The sequence below is a fragment of the Salipiger sp. ABN3_019 genome (assembly GCF_056158605.1).
In genome coordinates, this window is the sequence record NZ_JBSWTP010000009.1 from 858,306 (window position 1) to 882,790 (window position 24,485).

24 protein-coding genes are annotated in these 24,485 nt (G+C 65.4%); 15 read left to right on the plus strand and 9 right to left on the minus strand.

Features of this window, described 5'->3' with window-relative positions; genetic code table 11:
• Positions 1-67: 67 nt before the first annotated feature.
• The 3 genes from ACXAD2_RS12250 to dapD form a co-directional block, all read right to left on the minus strand.
• The gene (locus ACXAD2_RS12250; protein WP_475170269.1) at positions 68-1,099 is read right to left on the minus strand and encodes a sodium:calcium antiporter; all 1,032 of its coding nucleotides are present in this window, start codon (positions 1,097-1,099) and stop codon (positions 68-70) included.
• Positions 1,100-1,103: 4 nt separating this feature from the next.
• Positions 1,104-1,346, minus strand: a complete 243-nt coding sequence (locus ACXAD2_RS12255) for a GlsB/YeaQ/YmgE family stress response membrane protein (RefSeq protein WP_066103819.1) — start codon at positions 1,344-1,346, stop codon at positions 1,104-1,106.
• A 167-nt stretch (positions 1,347-1,513) separates the two neighbouring features.
• A complete protein-coding gene (gene dapD / locus ACXAD2_RS12260; protein ID WP_066103821.1) occupies positions 1,514-2,338 on the minus strand; it encodes a 2,3,4,5-tetrahydropyridine-2,6-dicarboxylate N-succinyltransferase in 825 nt (274 codons plus the stop codon).
• 256 nt (positions 2,339-2,594) lie between these two features.
• On the opposite strand from dapD, the gene ACXAD2_RS12265 reads away from it, so the two are divergent.
• From ACXAD2_RS12265 to ACXAD2_RS12280, 4 genes are all read left to right on the plus strand, one after another.
• Positions 2,595-2,888 (plus strand): ribbon-helix-helix domain-containing protein, encoded by a 294-nt coding sequence (locus tag ACXAD2_RS12265; RefSeq protein WP_164180073.1) that lies wholly within the window; start codon positions 2,595-2,597, stop codon positions 2,886-2,888.
• Positions 2,889-3,000: 112 nt separating this feature from the next.
• On the plus strand, positions 3,001-3,396 hold the full coding sequence (locus ACXAD2_RS12270) for a VOC family protein (protein ID WP_475170280.1): 396 nt from the start codon (positions 3,001-3,003) through the stop codon (positions 3,394-3,396).
• A gap of 68 nt (positions 3,397-3,464) precedes the next feature.
• Entirely contained in the window at positions 3,465-4,001 is a 537-nt protein-coding gene (locus tag ACXAD2_RS12275) for a Twin-arginine translocation pathway signal (protein WP_475170285.1), read from the plus strand.
• A 15-nt stretch (positions 4,002-4,016) separates the two neighbouring features.
• Entirely contained in the window at positions 4,017-5,588 is a 1,572-nt protein-coding gene (locus ACXAD2_RS12280; protein ID WP_475170288.1) for a GMC family oxidoreductase, read from the plus strand.
• A 153-nt stretch (positions 5,589-5,741) separates the two neighbouring features.
• Here ACXAD2_RS12280 and ACXAD2_RS12285 read toward each other — a convergent pair whose 3' ends face one another.
• Positions 5,742-6,659 (minus strand): threonine/serine dehydratase, encoded by a 918-nt coding sequence (locus ACXAD2_RS12285; RefSeq protein ID WP_475170292.1) that lies wholly within the window; start codon positions 6,657-6,659, stop codon positions 5,742-5,744.
• Between the two features lie 73 nt (positions 6,660-6,732).
• Here ACXAD2_RS12285 and ACXAD2_RS12290 point away from each other — a divergent pair, with 73 nt between their 5' ends.
• Positions 6,733-7,575, plus strand: coding sequence for an LOG family protein (locus ACXAD2_RS12290; RefSeq protein ID WP_066103832.1), 843 nt, complete (start codon positions 6,733-6,735; stop codon positions 7,573-7,575).
• Between the two features lie 115 nt (positions 7,576-7,690).
• On the opposite strand, the gene ACXAD2_RS12295 is transcribed toward ACXAD2_RS12290, so the two are convergent.
• Complete coding sequence (locus tag ACXAD2_RS12295) at positions 7,691-9,547, minus strand: polysaccharide biosynthesis protein (protein ID WP_475170295.1); 1,857 nt, start codon at positions 9,545-9,547, stop codon at positions 7,691-7,693.
• A 462-nt stretch (positions 9,548-10,009) separates the two neighbouring features.
• Between ACXAD2_RS12295 and ACXAD2_RS12300 the strand changes: the two genes are divergently transcribed.
• From ACXAD2_RS12300 to ACXAD2_RS12310, 3 genes are all read left to right on the plus strand, one after another.
• Positions 10,010-11,032 carry an aspartate-semialdehyde dehydrogenase gene (locus tag ACXAD2_RS12300; RefSeq protein WP_066103836.1) on the plus strand — a complete coding sequence of 341 codons (1,023 nt, stop codon included), beginning with the start codon at positions 10,010-10,012 and terminating at the stop codon, positions 11,030-11,032.
• Positions 11,033-11,288: 256 nt separating this feature from the next.
• Positions 11,289-11,432, plus strand: a complete 144-nt coding sequence (locus ACXAD2_RS12305; RefSeq protein ID WP_157374027.1) for a hypothetical protein — start codon at positions 11,289-11,291, stop codon at positions 11,430-11,432.
• Positions 11,433-11,817: 385 nt separating this feature from the next.
• Entirely contained in the window at positions 11,818-12,258 is a 441-nt protein-coding gene (locus ACXAD2_RS12310) for a hypothetical protein (RefSeq protein WP_475170303.1), read from the plus strand.
• Between the two features lie 48 nt (positions 12,259-12,306).
• Here the strand turns inward: ACXAD2_RS12310 and ACXAD2_RS12315 are convergent, their stop codons facing one another.
• Positions 12,307-12,954, minus strand: a complete 648-nt coding sequence (locus ACXAD2_RS12315; RefSeq protein ID WP_066103837.1) for a carbonic anhydrase — start codon at positions 12,952-12,954, stop codon at positions 12,307-12,309.
• Positions 12,955-13,101: 147 nt separating this feature from the next.
• On the opposite strand from ACXAD2_RS12315, the gene ACXAD2_RS12320 reads away from it, so the two are divergent.
• The 4 genes from ACXAD2_RS12320 (at position 13,102) to speB (ending at position 16,883) form a co-directional block, all read left to right on the plus strand.
• Positions 13,102-13,482, plus strand: coding sequence for a hypothetical protein (locus ACXAD2_RS12320; protein ID WP_475170307.1), 381 nt, complete (start codon positions 13,102-13,104; stop codon positions 13,480-13,482).
• Positions 13,483-13,693: 211 nt separating this feature from the next.
• Positions 13,694-15,076, plus strand: a complete 1,383-nt coding sequence (locus ACXAD2_RS12325) for a leucyl aminopeptidase family protein (RefSeq protein WP_475170309.1) — start codon at positions 13,694-13,696, stop codon at positions 15,074-15,076.
• Between the two features lie 11 nt (positions 15,077-15,087).
• The gene (locus ACXAD2_RS12330) at positions 15,088-15,924 is read left to right on the plus strand and encodes a C40 family peptidase (RefSeq protein ID WP_475170312.1); all 837 of its coding nucleotides are present in this window, start codon (positions 15,088-15,090) and stop codon (positions 15,922-15,924) included.
• Positions 15,921-16,883 carry an agmatinase gene (gene speB / locus ACXAD2_RS12335; RefSeq protein WP_475170318.1) on the plus strand — a complete coding sequence of 321 codons (963 nt, stop codon included), beginning with the start codon at positions 15,921-15,923 and terminating at the stop codon, positions 16,881-16,883. The genes ACXAD2_RS12330 and speB overlap by 4 nt, the downstream gene beginning before the upstream one ends.
• A gap of 20 nt (positions 16,884-16,903) precedes the next feature.
• Here the strand turns inward: speB and ACXAD2_RS12340 are convergent, their stop codons facing one another.
• Together ACXAD2_RS12340 and dgt are read right to left on the minus strand one after the other, a co-directional pair.
• On the minus strand, positions 16,904-17,242 hold the full coding sequence (locus tag ACXAD2_RS12340) for a DUF2794 domain-containing protein (protein WP_164180095.1): 339 nt from the start codon (positions 17,240-17,242) through the stop codon (positions 16,904-16,906).
• A gap of 100 nt (positions 17,243-17,342) precedes the next feature.
• Positions 17,343-18,686: a dGTP triphosphohydrolase gene (dgt, locus tag ACXAD2_RS12345; RefSeq protein WP_475170321.1), complete on the minus strand. Its 1,344-nt coding sequence runs from the start codon at positions 18,684-18,686 to the stop codon at positions 17,343-17,345.
• Between the two features lie 333 nt (positions 18,687-19,019).
• Here dgt and ACXAD2_RS12350 point away from each other — a divergent pair, with 333 nt between their 5' ends.
• The 3 genes from ACXAD2_RS12350 (at position 19,020) to ACXAD2_RS12360 (ending at position 22,745) form a co-directional block, all read left to right on the plus strand.
• A complete protein-coding gene (locus ACXAD2_RS12350) occupies positions 19,020-20,174 on the plus strand; it encodes a phosphoserine transaminase (RefSeq protein WP_475170325.1) in 1,155 nt (384 codons plus the stop codon).
• A gap of 85 nt (positions 20,175-20,259) precedes the next feature.
• Entirely contained in the window at positions 20,260-21,855 is a 1,596-nt protein-coding gene (serA, locus tag ACXAD2_RS12355) for a phosphoglycerate dehydrogenase (RefSeq protein WP_475170330.1), read from the plus strand.
• Between the two features lie 170 nt (positions 21,856-22,025).
• Positions 22,026-22,745, plus strand: coding sequence for a metallophosphoesterase (locus ACXAD2_RS12360; RefSeq protein WP_475170335.1), 720 nt, complete (start codon positions 22,026-22,028; stop codon positions 22,743-22,745).
• On the opposite strand, the gene ACXAD2_RS12365 is transcribed toward ACXAD2_RS12360, so the two are convergent.
• A complete protein-coding gene (locus tag ACXAD2_RS12365) occupies positions 22,692-24,452 on the minus strand; it encodes a SulP family inorganic anion transporter (RefSeq protein WP_475170338.1) in 1,761 nt (586 codons plus the stop codon). The two genes, ACXAD2_RS12360 and ACXAD2_RS12365, sit on opposite strands and share 54 nt — an antisense overlap.
• Positions 24,453-24,485: the final 33 nt, after the last annotated feature.

A 24,485-nucleotide genomic window follows, 5' to 3' on the forward strand; every position in this document is an offset into this window, starting at 1 on the left:
TTTCGCTCCGCGATGCCTGCCGCCCGCAATGCGCAAGCGGCAGGGACATGTCAAGCGGAGCCCATGCTCAGGGCGCGATCACCGCGACCGCAACAGCGCAGCCGTAGATCGCCATCAGCAGCACGCTCTCGATGCCGATGCGGGCGGGCCCCTCGCGCTGGCGCAGGATCAGCCCGCCAAGCAGGATGGCGGTCATGATAAGTCCGGTGGCGAGCCAGTAGAGGTCGGTCTGGCCCATGGCGTGGTAGATCGAGCCGTCGCGATAGGCGACATCCGAGAACACCATGAAGAGCGTGTCGAAGGTGTTGCCGCCGATGATCCCGCCCACGGCCAGTTGCAGCGCCCCGCGGCGCACGGCGACGAGCGTGGTGATCAGCTCGGGCAGCGAGGTAACGACGGCGGTGATCAGCGCGCCGACGAGGCTGGAGCCGAGGCCGAAGCGGGTGATGAAGGTGCTGCCGACCTGGCTGATGACCCAGCCGCAGAGACCCATCACCGCCACCAGCGCGGCGAAGATCAGCGCCGGGCGCATCACCGGGGCGTGTGGGTCGTTCTCTTCATCAGGCTCGTCATGGCGGGTGTCGGGCGTCTCTACCGGCTCCCACATGGGCTGCTCGCGCACCGAGGCAGACAGCCGCACACCCGCGACATAGGCGGCGAACATGATCACCGAGACCGGGTGGATTTGCCAGATGGTGAACTCGGGCCCTGCAGCGGCGGCCAGCGGCAGGGTGAGCAGCAGCATGAGCATCACCGCCTGAAACAGGTTGGCGGGCTCGGCGGCGGCATGTTCGAGATTGGCGCGGCGGTGCAGCAGGTCGGCGATCGCGAGGAATAGCGTCTGCGCGGCGATGCCGCCCACGGCGTTGGAAATGGCGAAGCTGGCGTCGCCGTCGGCGGCGCCGCTGACCGAAACGACCACGCCCGAAAGCGAGGTCGCGCCGCCGAGCAGCAGCCCGCCGGCCATTGCCTCCCCCATCTTGGTGCGGTCGGCGATGAGGTCGGCCAGCGTGGTGGCGCGCACAGAGACGGCCACGACGATGGCACCGGCGACGGCGAAGACCGCCAGCAGAAGCGGGAGGGAAAGTTCGGAGATCACCGGGTCAGCGCAGCTTGCGATAGCCCCAGATCAGCAGGCTGGCGCCTATGATGCCGACGATCAACTGCGGGATCCACGTGTTCGCGGCATAGATGCCGACCAGCGAGAGGATGAGGTTGAGAACCACGGCGCCGATGATGCCGAGGATGATGTTGGTCAGAATGCCGGTGTCGGCCTTCATGATCATGGAAGCGATCCAGCCGGCGAGCCCGCCGACGATGATGGAAGCGATAAGGCCGAGACCCATTGCGTGTACCCCTGAATAAATTCTTGACGCAGAGTGAACGCCTTGGGCGGGCGATGGTTCCTCACAAGAGGCGCAGCGCGCGTAGGTCGTCGCAGGGCCGGCAAAGAAAAAGGGGCGCTCAATGCGCCCCTTTCCGATACCTTCCACGGGCCGAAACCCCAGCGCGATCAGTCGCGCAGCAGCTCGTTGATGCCGGTCTTCGAGCGGGTGCGCTCGTCGACGCGCTTCACGATGACCGCGCAATAGAGGCTGACGCCGTTCTTCGAGGGCATGGAGCCCGCGACGACCACCGAGTAGGGCGGCACTTCGCCGTACATGACTTCGCCGGTCTCGCGGTCGACGATCTTGGTCGACTGGCCGAGGAAGACGCCCATGCCGATCACCGAGCCCTCGCGGACGCGCACGCCTTCGACCACTTCCGAACGGGCACCGATGAAGCAGTTGTCCTCGATGATCACCGGGTCCGCCTGCAGCGGCTCGAGCACGCCGCCGATGCCGACGCCGCCCGACAGGTGCACGTTCTTGCCGATCTGCGCGCAGGAGCCGACGGTGGCCCATGTGTCTACCATGGTGCCGCTGTCGACATAGGCGCCGATGTTGACGAAGGAGGGCATCAGCACCACGCCGGGCGCGATGTAGGCGGACTTGCGGACGACGCAGTTGGGCACGGCGCGGAAGCCTGCGGCCTTCCATTGGTTGTCACCCCAGCCTTTGAACTTGCTGTCGACCTTGTCCCACCAGCCGCCGGCTTGCGGGCCGCCGTCATGCTGCTCCATGTCCTTGATGCGGAAGCCCAGAAGCACGGCCTTCTTGGCCCATTGGTTCACGACCCATTCGCCGTCGACCTTTTCGGCGACGCGCAGCTCGCCCGAATCGAGCGCGTTGAGCGTGTCTTCGATGGCGTCGCGGGTCTCGCCAGTGGTGGCGGACGTGATGGTGTCGCGCGCCTCCCAGGCGGCTTCGATGGCAGCTTCGAGCTGGGCGTTGGACATGTGCATCTCCTGTCACTCGGGTTTACAGCCCTATAACGGGCGCTTGCCCCGGCGACAATGGACGCTTTGGCCGCGCCCCGGATGCCGCCCCGCATGCTCCCCCGGATTGCCTTTGGGGTGCCGCACGGGCCGCGCGGCAATGCCGACCATTGGGTGCTATATCCGCGCGCCGCTTTGGGCTATCGTGTCCGGCACCATAAGACTTGAGCGGCCGGCGCGCTGCGCGAAGGCCGCCCGAACAGGGAAGGATATCGCCATGTGTCAGGTCTTTGCCGGTCAGGAGCCGGAGCGCTACGCGACCACCACGCGCCGTCTGCGGCTGAACGGCCAGAGCACCAGCATCCGGCTGGAAAACTCGTTCTGGGCCATTCTCGACGAGATCGCCGAGGGCGAAGGGGTGACCACGCCCGCCTTCGTGTCGAAGCTGCATTCCGAGGTTCTGGAGCAGCGCGGCGAGCCGTCGAATTTCACCTCGCTGCTGCGTTGCGCCTGCCTCGTGTTCCTTGAAAGCAAGGCGGCGCCCGCCGCGCCCCTGCTGGCCGCCGAATGAGCGCCTGATCTGCCGGTGCGCCGGGTAGTACGTCGTTACTACCCGCCCCCCTGCGCCTCTCGTCTAGACTTGGGTTCAACACGGATCCGAAAGACAAGACGAGGAGCATCCCTTGGCCAAAGCCATCCACAGCATGATCCGCGTGCTCGACGAGGCGCGCTCGCTGGAGTTCTACGACAAGGCCTTTGGCCTGAAAGTCGCCGACCGGCTCGACTTTCCCGACTTCACGCTGATCTACCTGAGCAATTCCGAGAGCGGCTTCGAGCTTGAGCTGACCATCAACAAGGACCGGGCCGAGCCCTATGACCTTGGCGACGGCTACGGCCATTTCGCCGTCTCGGTCGATGATCTCGACGCGGAACACGCGCGCTTCGAAGCCGAGGGGCTGGCTCCGCGCAAGCTCGTCGAGTTCGCCCCCGCAGGCGAGATCGTCGCCCGCTTCTTCTTTGTGGCGGACCCCGACGGCTACCAGATCGAGGTTCTGGAGCGGAGCGGACGTTTCACATGAGGCAATGACAGGTCCGGCGGAAGGGGAAGAGGAGCCCCGCCGCCGGGATATTGATGGGAGGAGACCACATGACGATCACTGCAAGCCACCGGAGCCCCAATCGGGGTCTTACCCGGCGCCAGCTGCTGTCGCGCGCCAGCGCGGCGGGGGCGTCCTTTGTCGTGGGGGCGGGCTTTGTCGCCGCGCCCGACGCGGCATGGGCGGCCGAGACCACCAGCCTTGATGCCCGCGTCTTCGCGACGCTGGTGCAGATGGCGCGGGACATCTACCCGCACGACAAGATCCCCGATGAGAACTACGTGATCGCGGTGAAGGGCTATGACAGCCCCGAAGCCGCCGAAGGCATCACCGCTGGCATCGCCGCGCTGGATGCCGCGGCGCAGGGCAAAGGCTTTGACAGCTATCTCGACACCGGCTGGGAGCGCGACCGCGTCGACATCCTGCGCGGCATGGAGCAGAGCGCTTTCTTCCAGCAGGTGCGCGGCGGGCTGGTCACCGGACTCTACAACCAAAAAGCCGTCTGGCCGATCTTTGGCTACGAGGGCGAGAGCTACTCGCAGGGCGGTTACATCAACCGCGGCTTTGACGACATTGCGTGGCTCTGAGGGGAGGATCGAGATATGGCTGCACCTTTCGACATGAATGACGACAGCGTCGTCGTGATCATCGGCACCGGCGCTGGCGGCGGTGTGCTGGCGAACGAGCTTGCGCAGAAGGGCGTGAGCGTCGTGGCGCTGGAAGCGGGCGGGCGCTACCTGCCCGAGGACTACATCAACGACGAATGGGAGAGCTTCGGCCAACTGGCATGGACCGATGCGCGCTCGACCAGCGGCGACTGGCGGGTGGCGAAGGATTTCTCGGGCCTGCCGGCGTGGATCGTGAAAGCGGTCGGCGGCACCTCGATCCACTGGGCGGGCGCCTCGCTGCGGTTCCAAGAGCATGAGTGGAAGGCCAAGACCACCTATGGCGATGTGCAGGGCGCGAACCTGCTGGACTGGCCGATCGACGCCGCCGAGATGGAGCCGTGGTACGCCAAGGCCGAGGACAAGCTGGGCGTCACCCGCACCGGCGGGCGCGAGGGGCTGCCCGGCAACACCAACTACAAGGTGCTCGAGGCCGGGGCGAAGGCTCTGGGCTATGAGGAAGTGCACACCGGGCGGATGGCGATCAACGCCGCCGATTACGACGACCGCATGGCCTGCCAGCAGACCGGCTTTTGCTTTCAGGGCTGCAAATGGGGGGCCAAATGGTCGGCGGCCTATACCGACATTCCGCGCGGCGAGGCGACCGGCAACCTCGAGGTGCGCGACCATGCCCATGTGGCGCGCATCCTGCATGACGACAGCGGCAAGGCCACCGGCGTCGAGTATTACGACAAGGATGGCAGCCTGCAGATGCAGAAGGCGCGCATCGTCTGCGTGGCGGGCAATTCCTTCGAGAGCCCGCGGCTGCTGCTGAACTCGGCCTCGTCGATGTTCCCGGACGGGTTGGGCAACAGCTCGGGGCAGGTGGGGCGCAACTACATGCGGCACACGACCGGGTCTGTTTACGCGATCTTCGACAAGCCGGTGCGCATGTGGCGCGGCACCACGATGGCGGGGATCGTGCAGGACGAGGCGAGGCACGATCCGTCGCGCGGCTTCGTCGGCGGCTACGAGATGGAGACGCTGTCGCTGGGTCTGCCGTTCATGGCGGCCTTCCTCGACCCCGGCGCATGGGGGCGCGAGTTCACCACGGCGCTGGATGCCTACGAGAACATGGCCGGGCTGTGGATCGTTGGCGAGGACATGCCGCAGGAGACCAACCGGGTGACGTTGAACCATGACCTGAAGGACCAGTTCGGTCTGCCGGTGGCCAATGTGAACTTCAGCGATCACCCCAACGACATCGCCATGCGCAACCATGCCTATGGGCGGGCCAAGGCGATCTATGAAGCGGTGGGCGCGACCCGCACCCTGCCGACGCCGCCCTATCCGTCGACGCATAACCTCGGCACCAACCGCATGTCGGAAAACCCGCGCGACGGGGTGGTCAACAAGCATGGGCAGAGCCACGACGTGCCGAACCTGTTCATCTCGGACGGCTCGCAGTTCACCACAGGGGCGTCGGAGAACCCGACGTTGACCATCGTGGCGCTGGCGATCCGGCAGGCGGATCATATCGCGCGCGAGATGTCGGCGCAGAACATCTGATCTCTGCCTGGGCAGGGTTTGGGGGGCGCCGCGCTTTGCGGCGCCCCTTTTTTGTTTTGTGGAAGGGGAGGGGGCGCTGCCCCCGCCCGCCTGCGGCGGCCTCCCCCGGGATATTTTTGCCAAGAGGAAGGTGCGGGCGCGGTATGGCGTGCGTCAGCCGAAGGGGTCGGGGGCGATGTTGCCGCCGCAGAGCAGGACCGCCACACGTTCGCCCGGATCGGGGCGATAGGCGCCCGAGCGCAGGGCGGCGAGGGCGGTGGCGCCAGCGGGCTCGACCAGCAGGCGATGGCTTTGCCACAGGCAGTGCTGCGCCTCGGTTATCGCGTCGTCGCTGACGGTGAGGCTGCGGGCGAGATGCTGTTGCGCCAGCCCAAGGCAGATATCACCGATGCGGCGCGCGCCAAGCGCGTTGGCGGCCACGCCCGAAGCCTCGACATCCACCGGCGCGCCCGCGTCGAGCGCGGCGGCAAGCGTGCGGGCGCTGTCCGGCTCGACGGCGATGATGCGGCGCGCGCCCTGCAGCCACGCCAGCGCCCCGGCGATCAGCCCGCCGCCGCCCACCGCGATCAGCACGGTGTCGGCCTTTAGCCCCTGCTGTTCCCACTCGCGCATCATCGTGCCCTGACCGGCGACGGTGGCGGGGGCATCATAGGCGTGGATCTGCATGGCGCCGGTCTCGGCCTCATAGGCGCGGGCCTGCTCGAGCGCGTTGGCATATTCGCCGGGCACCACGGTCAGCGCCGCGCCGGTGCGCTCAATGAGGGCGATCTTGGCGGGACCGGCAATCTCGGGGACGAAGATCTGCGCGCGGTGGCCGAGTCGCGTTGCCGCATAGGCCACGGCGGCGCCGTGATTCCCGCCCGAGGCGGCGACCACGCCAGCGGCGGGCACATCGCCCGAAAGCAGCGTGTTGAAGGCGCCGCGCGCCTTGAAACTGCCGGTATGCTGCATGTGTTCGAGCTTCAGCTCGACCGGATGGTCCCACAGCACGGCGCTTTGCATCAGCGGTGTGCGCTGCACATGGGCATCGATGCGCTCTGCGGCGGTGGCGATCTCGGCTTTCCAGTCCATTTTCAATTCCTTTGCTGCCCTTGCCGCCGGGCACGCTATATTCGGAGTTTGAGCAGAACAAGGACGGCCGACAATGAACGACGAACGCCATTCCATCTTTCGCGATGCGGGCCACGACCGGAAAACCGCCGAGGCGATCCCGGACACGCCGCAGACCCGCGCCCCGTCCTATCGCCTCGCCTTTGCCGACGAGGCCTTCCTGTGCCGGGAAGAGCTGCGCCCGGTGCGGCTGCAGCTGGAACTTCTGAAGCCGCAGCTGGAACTGGACGAGCGCCAGATCGACAGCACCGTCGTGCTGTTCGGCGGCGCGCGCATCCCGGCCCCCGCCGACAAGGACAAGGCGCGCACCAAGACGCTGGCCGACCTGTCGCGATTCTATGAAGAAGCGCGGCTTTTTGCGCAGGCGATGACGCGCAAATCCGTCGCCAGCGGCAACCGCGAGTTCGTGGTCACCACCGGCGGCGGTCCGGGTGTGATGGAAGCGGGCAATCGCGGCGCCGAGGAAGCGGGCGGCGTGTCGATCGGGCTGAACATCGTGCTGCCGCACGAGCAGGCGCCGAACGAATATGTGACGCCGAACCTGTGCTTCAACTTCCATTACTTCGCGATCCGCAAGATGCACTTCCTGATGCGCGCGCGGGCGATCTGCGTCTTTCCGGGCGGCTTCGGTACGCTGGATGAGATGTTCGAGACGCTGACCCTGATCCAGACCGGGCGGATGCAGCGGGTTCCGATCCTGCTGTTCGGGCGGGAGTTCTGGGACGGCATCATCAACTGGGAGGCGCTGAAGGAGGCGGGCACGATCAGCCCTGAGGACCTCGACCTCTTCCGCTTCGTGGAGAGCGCCGATGAGGCCGCGCATCTGATCGAGGAATGGGATCCGGCACCGCCGCGCGAGGATATCCCGGGGCGCTGACACCGCGCCCGCGGTCGTCAGGCGGAAGACCTGGCGCTAGAAAAGAAAAGAGGGGCGGCGCTTGCGCGGTCCCTCTTTTGCGTTGGTGAAATGGCTGTCCTGCTCGCCTGCGGCGTCAGAGCGACTTTGCCTCATCGGCTTTGGCCGCGGGCTTTTCTCCATGCTCGACCCAGCGGGCGATGATCTCGCGGGCAAGAATTTCGTCGCGCTCTGCCACGGCTTGCCGCAGGTCCTTCATCGCGGTGGCGATCTCGAATTCGGACAGGTAGCTTTCTTGCGCGCGCAGGATCTTGTGGTGCGGGGTGGTCAGCATGTCGGTAGAGATCAGCAGCTCTTCGTGCAGCTTCTCGCCCTTGCGCAGGCCGGTGACCTCGATCTCGATGTCGCCGTCGGGGTTCTTGTCGTCCTTCACCGAATAGCCCGCGCCTTCGATCATCTGGCGCGCCAGCTTGTGGATCGGCACCGGCTTGCCCATGTCGAGCACGAAGACGTCGCCGCCGCGCGAGAAGGAGCCTGCCAGCAGCACGAGGCGGGCGGCTTCGGAGATGGTCATGAAGTAGCGCGTCACCCGGCGGTCGGTGAGGGTGACCGGCCCGCCACGGGCAATCTGCTCTTCGAAGAGCGGGATGACCGAGCCCGACGAGCCCAGCACATTGCCGAAACGGACCATCGAGAAACGGGTCTCGCTGGACCGGGTGGCGAGATCCTGCACGATAAGCTCGGCTAGGCGTTTCGACGCGCCCATGACGTTGGTCGGGCGCACGGCCTTGTCGGAGGACACGAGGATGAACCGCTCGACACCAGCCTCGCGCGCGGCCTCGGCGACGATCTTGGTGCCCAGCACGTTGTTGCGCATGCCAGCGATGACGTTGCTCTCGACCAGCGGCAGATGCTTGTAGGCGGCGGCGTGCAGCACCACGTCGATCCGGTAGTCGCGCAGCACTTCGGCGATAAGCGTGTCATCCATCACCGAGCCGAGCACGGGGGTGATGTTGAGCCCCTCGGAGAGATCGCGCAGTTCCTTGTCGATGTTGTAGAGCGCCAGTTCGGAGTGATCGAGGGCGACGATGCACTCGGGTTTGCAGCCCAGCAATTGGCGGCAAAGCTCCGAGCCGATCGAGCCACCGGCGCCGGTGATCAGGATGCGGCGCCCGGAATAGGCGTGGCTGACGCCCGGAAGCTCGCTTTCGAGCCGGCCGCGGCCAAGGAGATCGTCGAGCGAGACCGGCGAGACGCGCTTGCGCAGTTCGCCTTCGCCGACCAGTTCGGCAAAGGACGGCAGCGCGTGCACCTCGCAGCCGATGCTGCGCAGGCGGTGGGCGATGCGGGCCAGTTCCGGCTGACGGATCGAGGGCATCGCCAGCACGACGCGGTCGATCACCTTTGTCTCGATCAGGTGTTTGATGGAGGAAGGCGCGTGGACGCGCAGGCCAGAGACCACCAGCGATTGCAGCGTGGGGTTGTCGTCGACGAAGCAGACCGGTTCGATGGCATCATCATGGCGCAGCGCGGCGACCAGCTGCTGGCCGGTCTGGCCCGCGCCATAGATCAGCACCCGCATCCGCCGATTGCTGCGACGGTAGAGCCCGATGGTCACATGGCGCAGGGCGATCCGCCAGGTGGCGCTCAGCACCATCAGCAGCAGCACGAGGTTGAGATAGACGGCCGCCGAGATGGGGGTGCCGAATGCGGCATCGAGGACCACGGCAGAGATGCCGGTCAGAACCGAGAACAGCGCGGTCCGGGTGATGCCGCGGGTTTCGAAGGCGTTGAGCTTGATCCGCGGCAGTTGCAGGCGCCAAGAGATCACACCGCCGGCGACCATCATCAGGGCGATCAGCGGAACAAGCTGCGCCGCGCCGGGAAGATCGCTGCGCACCGTCGCATTGAGCATAAGCGCCGCGGCCATGGCGATGCCGACCATAACCATGTCGAGGACAAGAAAGATCAGCTGCTTTTGCGGGCGGGGCATGCTGATCACAGACTTGTAGAAGCGCGCGCGGGATCTGCGGAGCCTCAGCCTTGGGAGAAATCTGGCAATTCCTGTCGGGCGCCCTGAAATTTGCTGCCTCTTTACCGCTCGCCGCATGGCTTGATCTGCCCAAATGGTCTTCAAATACGTTTATGTTCTACTCACTTGCCTAAACATTGGACAAGTGGGCGAAGGGGAATGCCACGAAGAACAGCGGAAATCCCCGGCGAACACCCGCCCAATGCCACGAAAATCATCACCCGTGAAGAGAAACCCTTCGAATTCATTACATTCGGGGCGAAGGATGGCGAATGCGTGGTTTTTTCGCAGCGCATGTCGGTTTCGGGCCGTCTTTCACTGGAAAACAGGCCTTCCGCATATAGGTGGCATGCGGTAAGACGCGCGCCAGCTTGCAGCGCGGGATCCGCCCGCGCGCAGCACACAGGAAGGAGAGCCAGAACCATGGGCTACAAGGTCGTTGTTGTCGGCGCCACGGGGAACGTGGGCCGCGAAATGCTGAACATCCTCGCCGAACGCGAATTCCCGGTCGACGAAATCGCCGTACTCGCATCGCGCAAATCCCTCGGCACCGAGGTGAGCTTTGGCGACAAGACACTCAAGACCCAGGATCTCGCCACTTTCGATTTCACCGGCTGGGACATGGCGCTGTTTGCCGTGGGCTCGGGTCCGACGAAGGAATTCGCGCCGAAGGCCGCCGCTGCGGGCTGCGTGGTGATCGACAACAGCTCGCTCTACCGCTACGACCCGGACGTGCCGCTGATCGTTCCGGAAGTGAACGCCGACGCGGTGCACGGCTATTCCAAGAAGAACATCATCGCCAACCCGAACTGCTCGACCGCGCAGATGGTCGTGGCGCTGAAGCCGCTGCACGACCGCGCCAAGATCAAGCGCGTCGTCGTGTCGACCTATCAGTCGGTTTCGGGCTCTGGCAAAGAAGGTATGGACGAGCTCTGGGAGCAGACCAAATCGGTCTACAACCCGGTCTCTGAGGTGCCGCCGAAGAAGTACCCCAAGGAAATCGCCTTCAACGTCATTCCGCATATCGACGTCTTCATGGAAGACGGCTCGACCAAGGAAGAGTGGAAGATGGTCGCCGAGACCAAGAAGATCATCGATCCGTCGATCAAGCTGACCGCGACCTGCGTGCGCGTGCCGGTCTTTGTGGGCCACTCGGAAGCGATCAACATCGAGTTTGAGGACTTCCTCGACGAAGACGAAGCCCGTGACATCCTGCGCGAAGCGCCGGGCATCATGGTCGTCGATAAGCGCGAAGACGGCGGCTACATCACGCCGAAGGAATGCGTCGGCGATTTCGCGACCTTCATCAGCCGTATCCGTCAGGACCCGACCATCGAGAACGGCCTGAACCTGTGGTGCGTGTCGGACAACCTGCGCAAGGGCGCGGCTCTCAATGCCGTGCAGATTGCAGAGGTGCTCGGGCAGAAAGTGCTCAAGAAGGGCTGACCGCCGGAAAATCCTTAATGACTTCTTAAAGCCCGTCCCTTCTAGGGGCGGGTTTTTACTATGTTTTTTAAAGTTTTGTCAGAAATTCGGATCGCACCCCATCCTTTGGGATAGGTGCGCCTCGCCCACTGGGAACGGCACCTACTCCGCCGTCAGGATGGGCGGGAAACTCGCGGCTTGGTAGAAAAGATACATCAACAGCGACGGTCACCCGCCGCACCCGCCAGAAGGCGCAACCAACCAAAGGAGTGCCGACATGACCATTGATCTCGCAGACATCGCCCGGGGCCGCCGCATCGTAGCCGTTGCCGCCCGCGACCTGTCTCTGCTGAGCCGGCGGGACCGACCGATGCCCAAGCTGATGACGCGGCTGCTGAACAACTTCCGCCTGCCGTCCTGAGCGGGCCCGAACAAAGGTTTTCGTCACCAGTGCCGCCTCGGCGATCCGTGATCGCGTTTTCCAGAGGCCAGTTATCCCCCGGGGGCGGGGAGTTGCGAGCCCCCATCGACCCTCGTGTCGCGTTGAGTTGTGCTGGCTGTGTTGTTTTGAGTGCCGGCAAAGACGCGGGGGTCTCCGGTGAAGGCCGGACTTAGTGTGGTGCCAGTAAGAGAGCGGGGCGTGCGGTCGGGTGATCGCGCGCCCCGCTGGTCCTTTGGGCAACCGCTTCGGGCGTCGAGAGCGGCACTGTCCGGAATACGTGACCCCAGCGCCATGGATTGCACGCCGCGACTCTGCAAATTCATGCTATGATGAGAGTTTTTTCAGTATCGACGAGATTTGAGCAATGGATAGTGATGATCGCACCGGAGCATTTTCCGGACCATTTCTTGACGCCACCGTTTCAAGCACGACCGTCTTCCTGACGCCCGGAGGGCATGAAGAGGCCGCGCTTGCCGAAGGTGCGCTGCCGGAAAGCCTGCAAGAGACCCCGCCAGCAACTCTGCCTCAGGATCCCGACTGCGAGACCGCCGCGCTGCTGCGCATGGTGGTGCTGCCGCAGATCGAGGGTGCCTGCAGCTGGCCCGATCTGGTGTCGCGGCTGCGAAGCAAGGGATTCGGGCTGGGGTTCCGGTCTGGCCGTATGATCCTCAGCCGCCTCGACAGTGGCGCAGAGGTCTGTACGGGCCGAAGCCTTGGGGCGCCGCTGCGCGCGCTGGCGCTGCGGCTTGGCCGCCCGGCGCTGCGCCTCAGCCGCGATGGGCAGAGCGCGCAGCTTCAGGGCTGACTGTAGGGCAGACCGGGGGCATTCCGGCAGGCGCTGAGGGCAGCGCCCTCAGACCTGAACGTAGCCGCCGGCCTTCGGGTCGTAGCATTCGATCGAGCCGCTGCCGATGTCATGCCAGAGGCCGTGGATCGACAGGTCTTGCGCTTCGACGGCCTGACGCACGAAGGGGAAGGTCATCAGGTTCTCGAGCGAGACGAGCACCGATTCCTTTTCCAGCGCGCGGGCCATGTTCTCGGGCTTGCGCTTGACCACGCGGTCGTAGCCGGGGCGCAGGATGTCCATCCAGCGACCGACGAAGCTCGACTTTTCTTCGAGCTGAGGCGCCTTGCCCGAACACATGTCGAGACAGCCCTGAACGCCGCCGCAGCTGGAGTGGCCCATCACGATCACATGCGCCACTTTCAGCGCGGTGACCGCATATTCCACCGCCGCCGAGGTGCCGTGCTGCAGCCCGTCTGGCTGATAGGCGGGCACGAGGTTGGCGATGTTGCGGTGAATGAAGAACTCGCCGGTGTCCGCGCCGAAGATCGAGGTGACATGCACGCGGCTGTCACAGCAGGAGATCACCATCGCGCGGGGGTGCTGACCCTCGGACGCGAGGCGTCGGTACCAGGCGGAATTCTCGGCGTAGCTGGTCGCCTTCCAGCCCTGGAACCTCTGGACCAGGTAGGCGGGTAGCGGTTTGGCGTTGTGCATCTCGATCCTCCAAGCAACTTGAAGCCTTCGCTGGAATACGCGGGATTATCGCGGAATTCGAGAGAAGAAACACCGCGGTCTAACCTTTTGGGAACTTGGACGGGCTAGAACCATGGCCCGTGGGGGCGCGGAGAAGAGGATGAGGCGGTGAACCATGTCTCTATACTCGCGCCCATCGAGCGGGCCGGGCTTGATCCCGAACAACTCGAAGCGCTCTTCACCCACCTCGGGCCTCAGGAGGCGGAGAACGCCTTGTGCCGCGCGGTGGAGGAACTGGCTTACAGGCTGGGGCACCTCGACCGGCTGCACCAGCAATCTCGCTGGCCCGAGATGCGCAGTCAGACCTGCGAGTTGGGCGAGATCGCCCGATTCATCGGGATGCAGGCCACCGCCCGCATTTCCTGTGACGTGGTGCAATGTCTCGACGATGGTGACCGGGTGGCACTGGCGGCCACGCTGGCGCGGCTCGGGCGGATGGGTGAACGCTCGCTCTATGCCATATGGGACATGGAGGATCAGTCGATCTGATCCGCCGCGGGTGAGATGGCCGGGTTTTTAGGGAGCTCACACTGAGGAGGCTGCTCAAGTGTGCCTTGGGTGGCTTAGAAATATGCCGGCTGACTGACGAAGTATGCCGCCTGACTGACAAAGCATAAGGCGCTCATCACGGCTCCGCTTGGCCCCCTTGCGGGCGCCGCTGGCTCGGCTAGGCTCTGGCCAAACCGACCAAGAGGCTCCTATGACCCTGACTTTCGCTCCCGCCGACGCCGATGCCCTGCCGCTCCACGTGATAGAAACCGAGGCGCTTGAGGGCTGGCTCGACGGGCAGCCGGACGCTGTGCGCACTTGGGTGACGGCCAGCGGCTTTGCCGGTGAGATCGGAAACGCCGTGATGATTCCCGGTGAAGGCGGCGCGCCCGCTGCGGCGCTGATCGGCTATGGCTCTGTCGCCCGCCGTCGCCGCAGCCGCTTCGCGCTTGCCGCCGGTCTCGGGCGGCTGGCCCGCGGAACCTACCGCATCGCCTCAGGGCTGCCCGCAGAGGCCGCCGAGGAAGAGGCGCTTGGCTGGCTGCTCGCCGGCTACCGTTTCACCCGCTACGCGGGCGAGGCGCCGGTGCTGCCGGGGCTGATCGCGCCCGAGGGCGTGGATGCAGCCAAGATCGAGGTGCTCGCCGCCTCCGAGGCGCTGACCCGCGATCTGATCAACACCCCCGCCTCGGATATGGGCCCCGAGGAGCTTGAGGCCGCCGCCCGCGCGCTGGCGGGCGACTTCGGTGCCGCCATCGAGGTGACCACCGGCGACGCGCTGCTCGAAAACAACTTCCCGATGATCCACGCGGTGGGCCGCGCCAGCCCGCGCGCGCCGCGCCTGATTGACATGCACTGGGGCAATGAGGGGCCGCGGCTCACGCTGGTCGGCAAGGGTGTCTGTTTCGACACCGGCGGGCTCAACCTCAAGCCGGGCAGCTCCATGGGGCTGATGAAGAAGGACATGGGCGGCGCGGCCAATGTGCTGGCTCTGGCGCGGATGATCATGGCGCTGGGGCTGAAGGTGCAGCTGCGCGTGCTGATCCCGGCGGTCGAGAACTCGGTCAGCGGCAATGCCTTCCGCCCGCAGGACATTCTCACCTCGCGCAAGGGGCTGACCGTCGAGATCAACAACACCGATGCCGAGGGGCGGCTGGTGCTGGCCGATGCGCTGGCGCTGGCGGATGAGGAAAAGCCCGATTTCATCCTGTCGATGGCGACGCTGACCGGCGCGGCGCGGGTGGCCGTGGGGCCGGACCTCGCGCCATTCTATACCGACGACGAAGGCTTTGCCGGGGCGCTGACCGCGGCCAGTGGACCGGCGGCGGACCCGGTCTGGCGCATGCCCTTCTGGGAGCCCTATGAGGACAAGATCGAGCCCGGCATCGCCGATCTCGACAACGCGCCCGCGGGCGGCATGGCGGGCTCGATCACCGCGGCGCTTTTTCTGCGTCGCTTCGTGACCGAGACGCCTTACGCGCATTTCGACATCTACGGCTGGAACCCCGGCGTGGCCCCGGCGCGGCCCAAGGGCGGCGCGCTGCAGGGACCGCGGGCGATCCTCGCGGCGCTGCCGCAGGTGCTGGGCCTGTGATGGACGGCGCGATGGATCCCCGGCTTACCCCGTCGAATGGCCGTGTCGCCGCCGCCCATCTGCAGGGCGAGGTCGAGGCGCAGCATTTCACCGAAGGCGCGCCTGCCTCGGTGAGCGCCCCGGTGACCGACCTTCTGCGCACCCCCGGCGGCGCGCGCGACCGACAGCTTGTCTATGGCGCCGCGCTGATCGTCTATGAGCGCTACGAGGGCTGGGCCTTCGTGCAGGCGCAGGCTGACGGCTATGTCGGTTTCGTCTCGGAAGAGGCGCTGGGGCCGGTGACCACGCCGACCCACCGCGTCGCCACCCGCGCCACACATGCCTATCTTGAGCCCAATATGAAGACCCCGGATCAGGCGTTCCTCAGCCTCGGCGCGCAGCTTCAGGTCAGCGGCGAGGAGGGGCGTTTCCTGAAAACCGAAGTGGGTTTTGTTCCCGCAGGCCACATGCTGCCGCTGGCGCGGCCCGAGCCCGACCCGGTTGCAGTGTCGGAGCGCCTTCTCGGCACGCCCTACCTCTGGGGCGGCAATTCGGCGATGGGGATCGATTGCTCGGGGCTGGTGCAGGCCGGGCTGCGTGCCTGCGACATGGCCTGCCCCGGCGACAGCGACATGCAGGAAAAGGGTCTAGGCGAGACGCTCGCCCCCGGCACCCCGCCCAAGCGCGGCGATCTGCTGTTCTGGAAGGGCCATGTGGCTTGGGTCGCCGACCCCGACATGCTGCTGCACGCCAACGCCTATCACATGGCTGTCGCCTTCGAGCCTCTGGCCGAGGCGGTGGCCCGCATCGAAGCTCAGGGCGACGGACCCGTCACCCGCCACGCCCGCCTGACCGGAGTCCTCTCATGACCAGTGATCCTTTCTTCCATCCCGTCTCTGGCATGGACCTGCCGCGTTTCGCCGGGATTCCCACCTTCATGCGCCTGCCGCTGGTGCAGCCGGAGCATGCGCGCTTTTCAGAGGTCGAGATCGGCCTCGTCGGCGTGCCGTGGGACAGCGGCACCACCAACCGCCCCGGCCCGCGCCACGGTCCGCGCCAGTTGCGCGACGCCTCGACGATGATCCGCGCCGAACATGGCCACACCGGCGTGCGCCCCTTCGAGGCCGCCGCCTGCGCCGATCTTGGCGATGTCGGCCCGAACCCCGCCGACATTCAGGACAGCATGGCGCGTATCACCGCCTTTTACGACAAGATCGTCGCGGCGGGCATCCGGCCTCTCACGGGCGGCGGAGACCATCTCTGCTCGCTGCCGGTGCTGCGCGCGCTCGGCAAGGCTAAGCCGCTGGGCATGGTGCATTTCGACAGCCATACGGATCTTTGGGACAGCTATTTCGGCGGGTTCAAATTCACCCACGGCACGCCCTTCCGCCGCGCGGTCGAGGAGGGCCTGCTCGACCCGAAACGCGTGGTGCAGATCGGCATCCGCGGCCCGATGTACGACCATGAAGACCGCGACTTCGCCAAGGCGGTGGGCATCCGCATCATCCCGATCGAGGAGTTCCATGCCCGCGGCGTCGAAGACGTCATGGCAGAAGCGCGCGAGATCGTGGGCACGGATCCGACCTATGTCAGCTACGACATCGACTTCGTCGACCCCGCCTTCGCCCCCGGCACCGGCACGCCCGAGATCGGCGGTCCGAACTCCTATCAGGCGCTGCAGGTGGTGCGCGAACTGATGGGGCTGAACATCGCGGGCGCCGATCTCGTGGAAGTCTCGCCGCCCTTCGACAGCACCGGCGGCACCGCCTTCCTCGGTGTGACGATCATGTTCGAATTGCTCTGCGCCATGGTCGGCCAGAGCGCCTGACGCTTTGATGCGCCGCGCGGTCAGTCATCGACCGCGCGGATCAGCTTGCGCTCGAGCACCCGCAGCACGGTCTTCAGATCATGCCCGCGTTTGAGCACCTGCCCCTCCATCGAGATCACCGCGTATTCCCCCTGCCGATTGCGTAGCTTGGGGCGTTTCTCGATGCGGTAGAGCGGGTTTTCGGCGGTGCGGCGGAAGACGGAAAACACCGCCACCTCGCGCAGCGAAGAGATGCCATAGTCACGCCATTCACCAGCCGCCACCATGCGGCCGTAGAGAGAGAGGATGACGTTCAGCTCGGTCCGGTGGAAGGCAACAACATCGCTGCCGCGTCCCGGAAAAGGTGTCAGGCTGTTCATATCCCAAAGCTGCGCCTGATGTGGTCACAAATCAAGATCCCCCGTGCACCTCACGGGGTTATGAGCTTTGCGCTGCGACAAATATCGCGGGCAAGTAACCTCAGGTGCCCGAGAGCATCCGCGACACCGACAGCGCATAGCGGTCGGTCATCCCCGAGACGAAATCGGCCAGCGCGTGCAGCGCAGGCTCCGGCCCGTCGATGTCGCGCAGGTCGAGCGAGAGGGCGCGGGCGATTTGCGCCGGATGACCTTTCAGCGCCTCGGGCTCCCAGCCCGCCGCCGCCAGCGCTTCATAGACCGGCAGCACCCCGTCCAGCACGTTGCGGATCACCTGCCGGCCCGAGATCTCCAGCTCGGTCTTGCGCCGCGAGGTGAAGATGCGCTCATGCGCCATATCCTCGATGCGCGCGAAACTGCCCGCGCAGGTCGAGGCGCCAATCAGCGAGTCGGAAAAGCTGCCCGCCATGATCGCCGGGTAGTTGCTGCAGAAGGCCGCGACGCAGGCGTCGATGGCCCGCCCGATGGCCAGCGAGCGCAGCAGCGCAATATGTTCGGTGCGGGTCAGCCCGGCGGTGTCGCGGTTGGGCCGTCCCGCCAGATCCTCAAGCAGGTCGCGCACCACGTCATAGGGCAGATCGCCAGAGGTATAGGCGTCCTCGAGGTCGACGATATTGTAGCAGATGTCATCGGCGGCCTCGACCACGAAGACCAGCGGGTGGCGGCGCCACCAGCGGCCGCCCGCGATCTCTTCCTCGGGCAGGCCGCAGCCCTGCGCCACTTCGGCAAAGAGCGCCTCTTCGGCTGCGAAGACGCCGAATTTCTTCAGCCCGACATAGGTCTTGCGGGTCTCTGCCGGCAGCGCGGCGCGGGTCGCTGCGGTGGCGGGATACTTCATGAAAGCCCCGAGCACCGCTTTCGACAGCCGCATGCCACCGGCGCTGCGGTACATCTCCAGCCGGGTGATGATCCGAAAGCCCTGCGCGTTGCCCTCGAAGGCGGCGAACTCGTCCCGTAGCCCGCTGTCGAGCGCGCCGCAGAGCCCGCCGCCCGCGTCGAAGCGTTCGGCGAACCAATCCCCGATCGAGGCTTCGCCGGAATGGCCGAAGGGCGGGTTGCCGATGTCATGCGCGGCGCAGGCGGCCTGCACCACATTGGCAAGGCTGTGGTCCTCATGCGGGCCGATCTCGCCCTGTTCGATCAGCCAGTGCCCGATGTGCATGGCCAGCGAGCGCCCGACACTGCCCACTTCGACCGAGTGGATCAGCCGGTGGTGGATATGGTCGTTCTCATAGAGCGGATGCACTTGCGTCTTGTTGGCCAGCCGCCGGAACGGTGCGGAAAACACGATGCGGTCATGGTCCTGCACAAAGATCGACCGGTTGCGCCCTTCGGCATATTTCGGATCGCTCAGCCGTTCGGCACAAAGAAGGTCGCTCCACTGCATCGCTCTGTCCTCTTCGTGTTAGGCGCGTCGGGTCCGGCAAAGACCTAGCCGAGGGCAGGGGTCGGGGAAAGGGCGCTGTCCCATCTTCCTCTTGGCAGAAATATCCCGGGGGAGGCCGCGCCGCGGCCGGGGGCAGAGCCCCCAGAAATGCCCGCCCTTACAGCCCATCCGGATCCAAAAGTTTCCGATCCGCTCCAGCCCGCGCAAGCAATCACCAAAAAGCGACGCAATGGATGCATTTCCCGTCTTGCCCGAATCCGCGCCCTCGCATAGATGCGGCGGTGGGACACCCTTCCCCAACGAAGGGCGACTATCTGTAAGGTTAGAGACATCATGGCTAGACCCCAACCGTCCGCGCGGCCGGCAAACCCGCGCTTTTCTTCCGGCCCCTGTGCCAAGATCCCCCATTTCTCGCTGGACATGCTGTCCGATGCCGCGCTCGGTCGTTCGCACCGTGCCAAGGTCGGCAAGGACAAGCTGAAGGCTGCCATCGAAGGCACCCGCGAGATCCTCGGAATTCCCGCCGACTATAAGATCGGCATCGTGCCCGCCTCGGACACCGGCGCCATGGAAATGGCCATGTGGTCGCTGCTGGGCGCGCGCAAGGCAGAGATGCTGGCGTGGGAATCCTTCGGCGCTGGCTGGGTGACCGATGTGGTCAAGCAGCTGAAAATCGATGCCGAAGTGAAGACCGCCGACTATGGCCAGATCGTCGATCTCGCCACCGTCGACTTCAACAATGACGTCGTCTTTACCTGGAACGGCACCACCTCCGGCGTGCGCGTGCCGAACGGCGACGCGATCCCCGCGGACCGCGATGGCCTGACCATCTGCGACGCGACCTCGGCGGCCTTCGCGCAGGACCTGCCCTGGGACAAACTCGATGTCACCACCTTCTCCTGGCAGAAGGTGATGGGCGGCGAAGCGGCCCACGGTATCCTCGTGCTGAGCCCGCGCGCCGTCGAGCGCCTCGAGACCTACACCCCGGCATGGCCGATGCCGAAGATCTTCCGCATGACCAAGGGCGGCAAGCTGATCGAGGGCATCTTCGTCGGCGAGACGATCAACACACCGTCGATGCTGGCGGTCGAGGATTACCTCGTCGCGCTGGACTGGGCGCGCAAGATCGGCGGCCTGAAGAAGCTGCAGGAACGCGCCACCAGCAACGCCAAGGTGCTGTGGGACTTCTGCGACCGTCACGACTGGATCGCCAACCTCGCCGAGGATGACGCGACCCGTTCGAACACCTCGGTCTGCCTGAAGTTCACCGACGACCGGATCAAGGACGGCGCGGCTTTCGCCAAGGCGGTGGCCAAGAAGCTCGAGACCTACCACGTCGCCTATGACATCGGCGCCTATCGCGATGCCCCGGCGGGCCTGCGTATCTGGTGCGGTGCCACGGTCGAAAGCGCCGACATCGAAGCGCTGACGCTGTGGCTCGAATGGGCCTTCGAGACCGAGATCGAAGCACAGGCAGAAACGGCCTGATCCGCACTTTTTGAGCAAAATGCGGGACCGCGCGCGGCGGTCCCGTCTTTCCCTGCATCCCGATTTCCCCGAAAGGACCGCTGAAATGGCTCCCAAGGTTCTCATCTCCGACAAGCTTTCCGACGCCGCCGTTCAGATCTTCCGCGATCGCGGCATCGAGGTCGACTTCCGCCCCGAGCTCGGCAAGGACAAGGACGCGCTGGCCGAAGTGATCGGCAACTATGATGGTCTCGCCATCCGCTCGGCCACCAAGGTGACCCCGTCGATCCTCGAGAAGGCGACCAACCTCAAGGTCGTCGGTCGCGCTGGCATCGGCACCGACAACATCGACAAGGAAGCCGCGTCGAAAAAGGGTGTCATCGTGATGAACACCCCCTTCGGCAACATGATCACCACCGCCGAGCACGCCATCGCCATGATGTTCGCCGTCGCCCGCCAACTGCCCGAGGCGTCCGAGTTGACCCATGCCGGCAAGTGGGAAAAGTCGAAGTTCATGGGTGTCGAGCTGACCGGCAAGACCCTTGGCGTGATCGGCGCTGGCAACATCGGCGGCATCGTCTGCGACCGTGCCCGCGGCCTGAAGATGAAAGTGGCGGCCTATGACCCCTTCCTGAGCCAAGAGAAGGCCGACAAGATGGGCGTCGAGAAGGTCGAGCTGGACGAGCTGCTCGCCCGCGCCGACTTCATCACGCTGCACGTGCCGCTGACCGACCAGACCCGCAACATCCTTGGCCGTGAGAACCTCGCGAAGACCAAGAAGGGCGTGCGGATCATCAACTGTGCCCGTGGCGGCCTCGTCGACGAGGAAGCGCTGGCCGAGCTGCTGAAGTCCGGTCACGTGGCTGGCGCCGCTTTCGACGTGTTCGCCGTGGAACCCGCCAAGGAAAACGTGCTCTTCGGTCTGCCCAATGTGGTCTGCACCCCGCACCTCGGCGCCTCGACGACCGAAGCGCAGGAAAACGTGGCGCTGCAGGTTGCCGAGCAGATGGCCGACTATCTGCTGACCGGTGCCGTGTCGAACGCGCTCAACATGCCGTCGGTGACCGCCGAGGAAGCCAAGGTCATGGGGCCGTGGATCAAGCTGGCTGGCCATCTCGGCAACTTCATCGGCCAGATGACCGATGAGGCGATCACCGCGATCAACATCCTCTACGACGGGGCTGTTGCCGAGATGAACCTCGAGGCGCTGAACTGCTCGCTGATCGCTGGCATCATGAAGACCATCTCGCCCGAGGTGAACATGGTCTCGGCCCCGGTGATCGCGCGCGAGCGCGGCATCCAGATCTCGACCACCAATCAGGAGCAGTCGGGCGCCTTCGAGGGCTACATCAAGGTGACCGTGGTGACCGAGAAGCGTGAGCGTTCGATCGCAGGCACCGTGTTCTCGGATGGCAAGCCGCGCTTCATCCAGATCAAGGGCATCAACATCGAGGCCGAGGTGGGCGAGCACATGCTCTACACCACCAACGAAGACGTGCCGGGCATCATCGGCAAGCTGGGCTCGATGCTGGGCGACCACAAGGTCAACCTCGCGAACTTCACGCTGGGCCGCTCGACCGCTGGCGGCGAAGCCATCGCCATCGCCTATCTCGACGAAGAGATCGGTGACGACGTGGTCACCGCGCTGCGCGACACCGGCCTCTTCCAGCAGGTCAAGCCGCTGGAATTCGACGTCGCCTGATAAGAAGGCCAAAGGCCGAAGCGACGACAGGGACAGAAGAGAAAGGGGCGCCTCGCGGGGCGCCCCTTTTGCCGCCTTTATGGGATCGGGCGCGCGTGCGGGTTCTCGGGCGCCAGCCCTTGCCTCTCGCCGGCCCGGGATCCAACTATGCCTTGCAGAAAGGAATTCCCATGCAGCCCATCTACGCCATCGGCGACATCCACGGTCAGCTTGAACGCCTTCAGGAGGCACTTGCGATGATTGCGCGCGACGAACACGCAGGCGCGCCCATCGTCTTTCTGGGGGACTACGTGGATCGCGGGCCCGATGCGCGCGGGGTGATCGACTTGCTGATGCAGGGCCAGGCCGAGGGCAAGCCATGGGTCTGCCTGATGGGCAATCATGATCGCTACCTGCTGAGGTTTCTCGAAAACCCGCGCTACAAAGACCCGAATGTCTCGCGGCCCCTGATCTGGACCGATCCGCCGCTTGGCGGAGCCAAGACGCTGGCCTCTTACGGCGTCGACGTGAGCGAGGGGCGTGCGATTGAGGACATCCATGCCGACGCGCTGGAGGCGATCCCGCAGGCGCATCGCGACTGGATCGCGGGGTTGCCGCGCCTGCACGAGACCGATGAGCACATCTTCGTCCACGCAGGCCTGCGGCCGGGCGTGCTGCTCAACTATCAGAAAGAGGATGATCTGGTGTGGATCCGTGGGCCCTTCCTTGACTGGAGGGGCGATTGGGGGCGGCTGGTGGTGCATGGGCACACCGCGCTCGATGTGCCCATGCTCTATCCCAACCGGCTCAACATGGATGGCGGCGCGGGCTATGGCCGCCCGCTTTATCCGGCGCTTCTACTGGGCCGCGACGCGTTCCTGCTCGGACCCATGGGGCGCGTCCGCCTGTAGCGCGCACCACGCCTGATACTGCGACAGGAACACCCGGCCCGAGAGCTCTTCGAGGAAATGCGAGCGCTTGAGCCGGTCCATCACCGGGCCTTTCACTTCGGTCAGATGCAGGGTGATCCCTTGCTCATCAAGGCGGCGGTTGATCTCTTCGAGCGTTTCCAGCGCGCTCATGTCCACTTCGTTGACCGCCGGGAACATCAGCACCACGTGGCGCAGATTCTGGCATTCGGCGACGCGGGTCAGCACGTATTCCTCGAGGAAGCGGGCATTGACGAAGTAGAGGCTCTCATCGACCCGCAGCGTCAGCACGCCGGGCAGAGTTTCCACCTCATGCCGCAGCACGTTGCGGAAGTGATGCGTGCCCGGCACCAGTCCAACCTCGGCCACATGCGGCTTCGAGGTCTTGTAGAGATGCAGCAGGATCGACAGCAGCACGCCGGCCGAGACGCCCACTTCGACACCCACGAGCAGGGTCAGCACGATGGTCGCCGAGACGGCGGTGAAATCCACCTTCGAATAGACCCATGTCTTCTTGAGGATCGAGAAGTCGACGAGGCTCAGCACGGCGACGATGATCGTCGCGGCCAGCGTGGCCTTCGGCAGGAAGAACAGCAGCGGGGTCAGCACCAGCGTCGCAAGGCCGATGCCCACGGCGGTGTAGGCGCCCGCCGCGGGGGTTTCCGCGCCCGCGTCGAAGTTCACCACCGAGCGCGAGAAGCCCCCGGTCACCGGGAAGCCGCCCGAGAGGGCCGAGCCGATGTTGGACGCGCCAAGGCCAATGAGTTCCTGATCCGGGTCGATCCGCTGGCGGCGCTTGGCGGCAAGCGTCTGCGCGACAGAAACCGATTCCACAAAGCCGATGATCGAGATCAGGATCGCGGGCATCAGCAGAGTTTTCCACATCGACGGATCAAGCGAAGGGGCTGAAAGCGGGGGCAGGCCCATGGGCACTTCGCCGACGACCTTCACGCCCACCTCATTGAGGCTAAAGCCCCAGCTCAGCAGGGTGGTCACCGCCACGGCGGCCACCGGGCCGGCCTTGGCGAGGATGTCGGCCATGCGCGGGCCAAAGCCCATGCTGCGCAGCAGCGGCTTCAGCCCCTTGCGCACCCAAAACAGAAAGGCGGTGGCGGCGACGCCGATGGCCAGCGTGATGAAGTTCGTTTCGGGCAGATGCGCGACCAGCGAGCCAACCAGCTCGACCAGCGTGTGCCCTTCGGCGCTGATGCCGAAGATATGCTTGAGCTGCGAGGCAGCGATCAGCACGCCCGAGGCAGTGATGAACCCCGCGATCACCGGGTGGCTGAGGAAGTTGGCAAGAAAGCCGAGCCGCAGCACGCCGATGAGCACGAGGAAGGCGCCCGAGATGAAGGCCAGCGTGACCGCCGCCAGCGCGATCTGCGCCGGATCGCTGAGGCCGAGCTGGCCGATCGCGGCGGCGGTCATCAGCGAGACCACAGCCACCGGGCCCACCGCCAGTGCGCGGCTGGTGCCGAAGATCGCATAGGCCACCAGCGGCAGGATCGAGGCGTAGAGACCCATCTCGGCAGGCAGCCCCGCGAGCAGGGCATAGGCCAGAGATTGCGGGATCAGCATGATCGTGACGATGACGGCGGCCACGAGGTCGGAGGTCGCGGTGTCGCGGTCGTATCGGCTGGCCCAGTCGAGGATCGGCAGGTAACGGGACAGGCGGCGAGGGATCTGCATGGGCGGTGTCCTGAGTTGCGCTCGCCCCGGTGG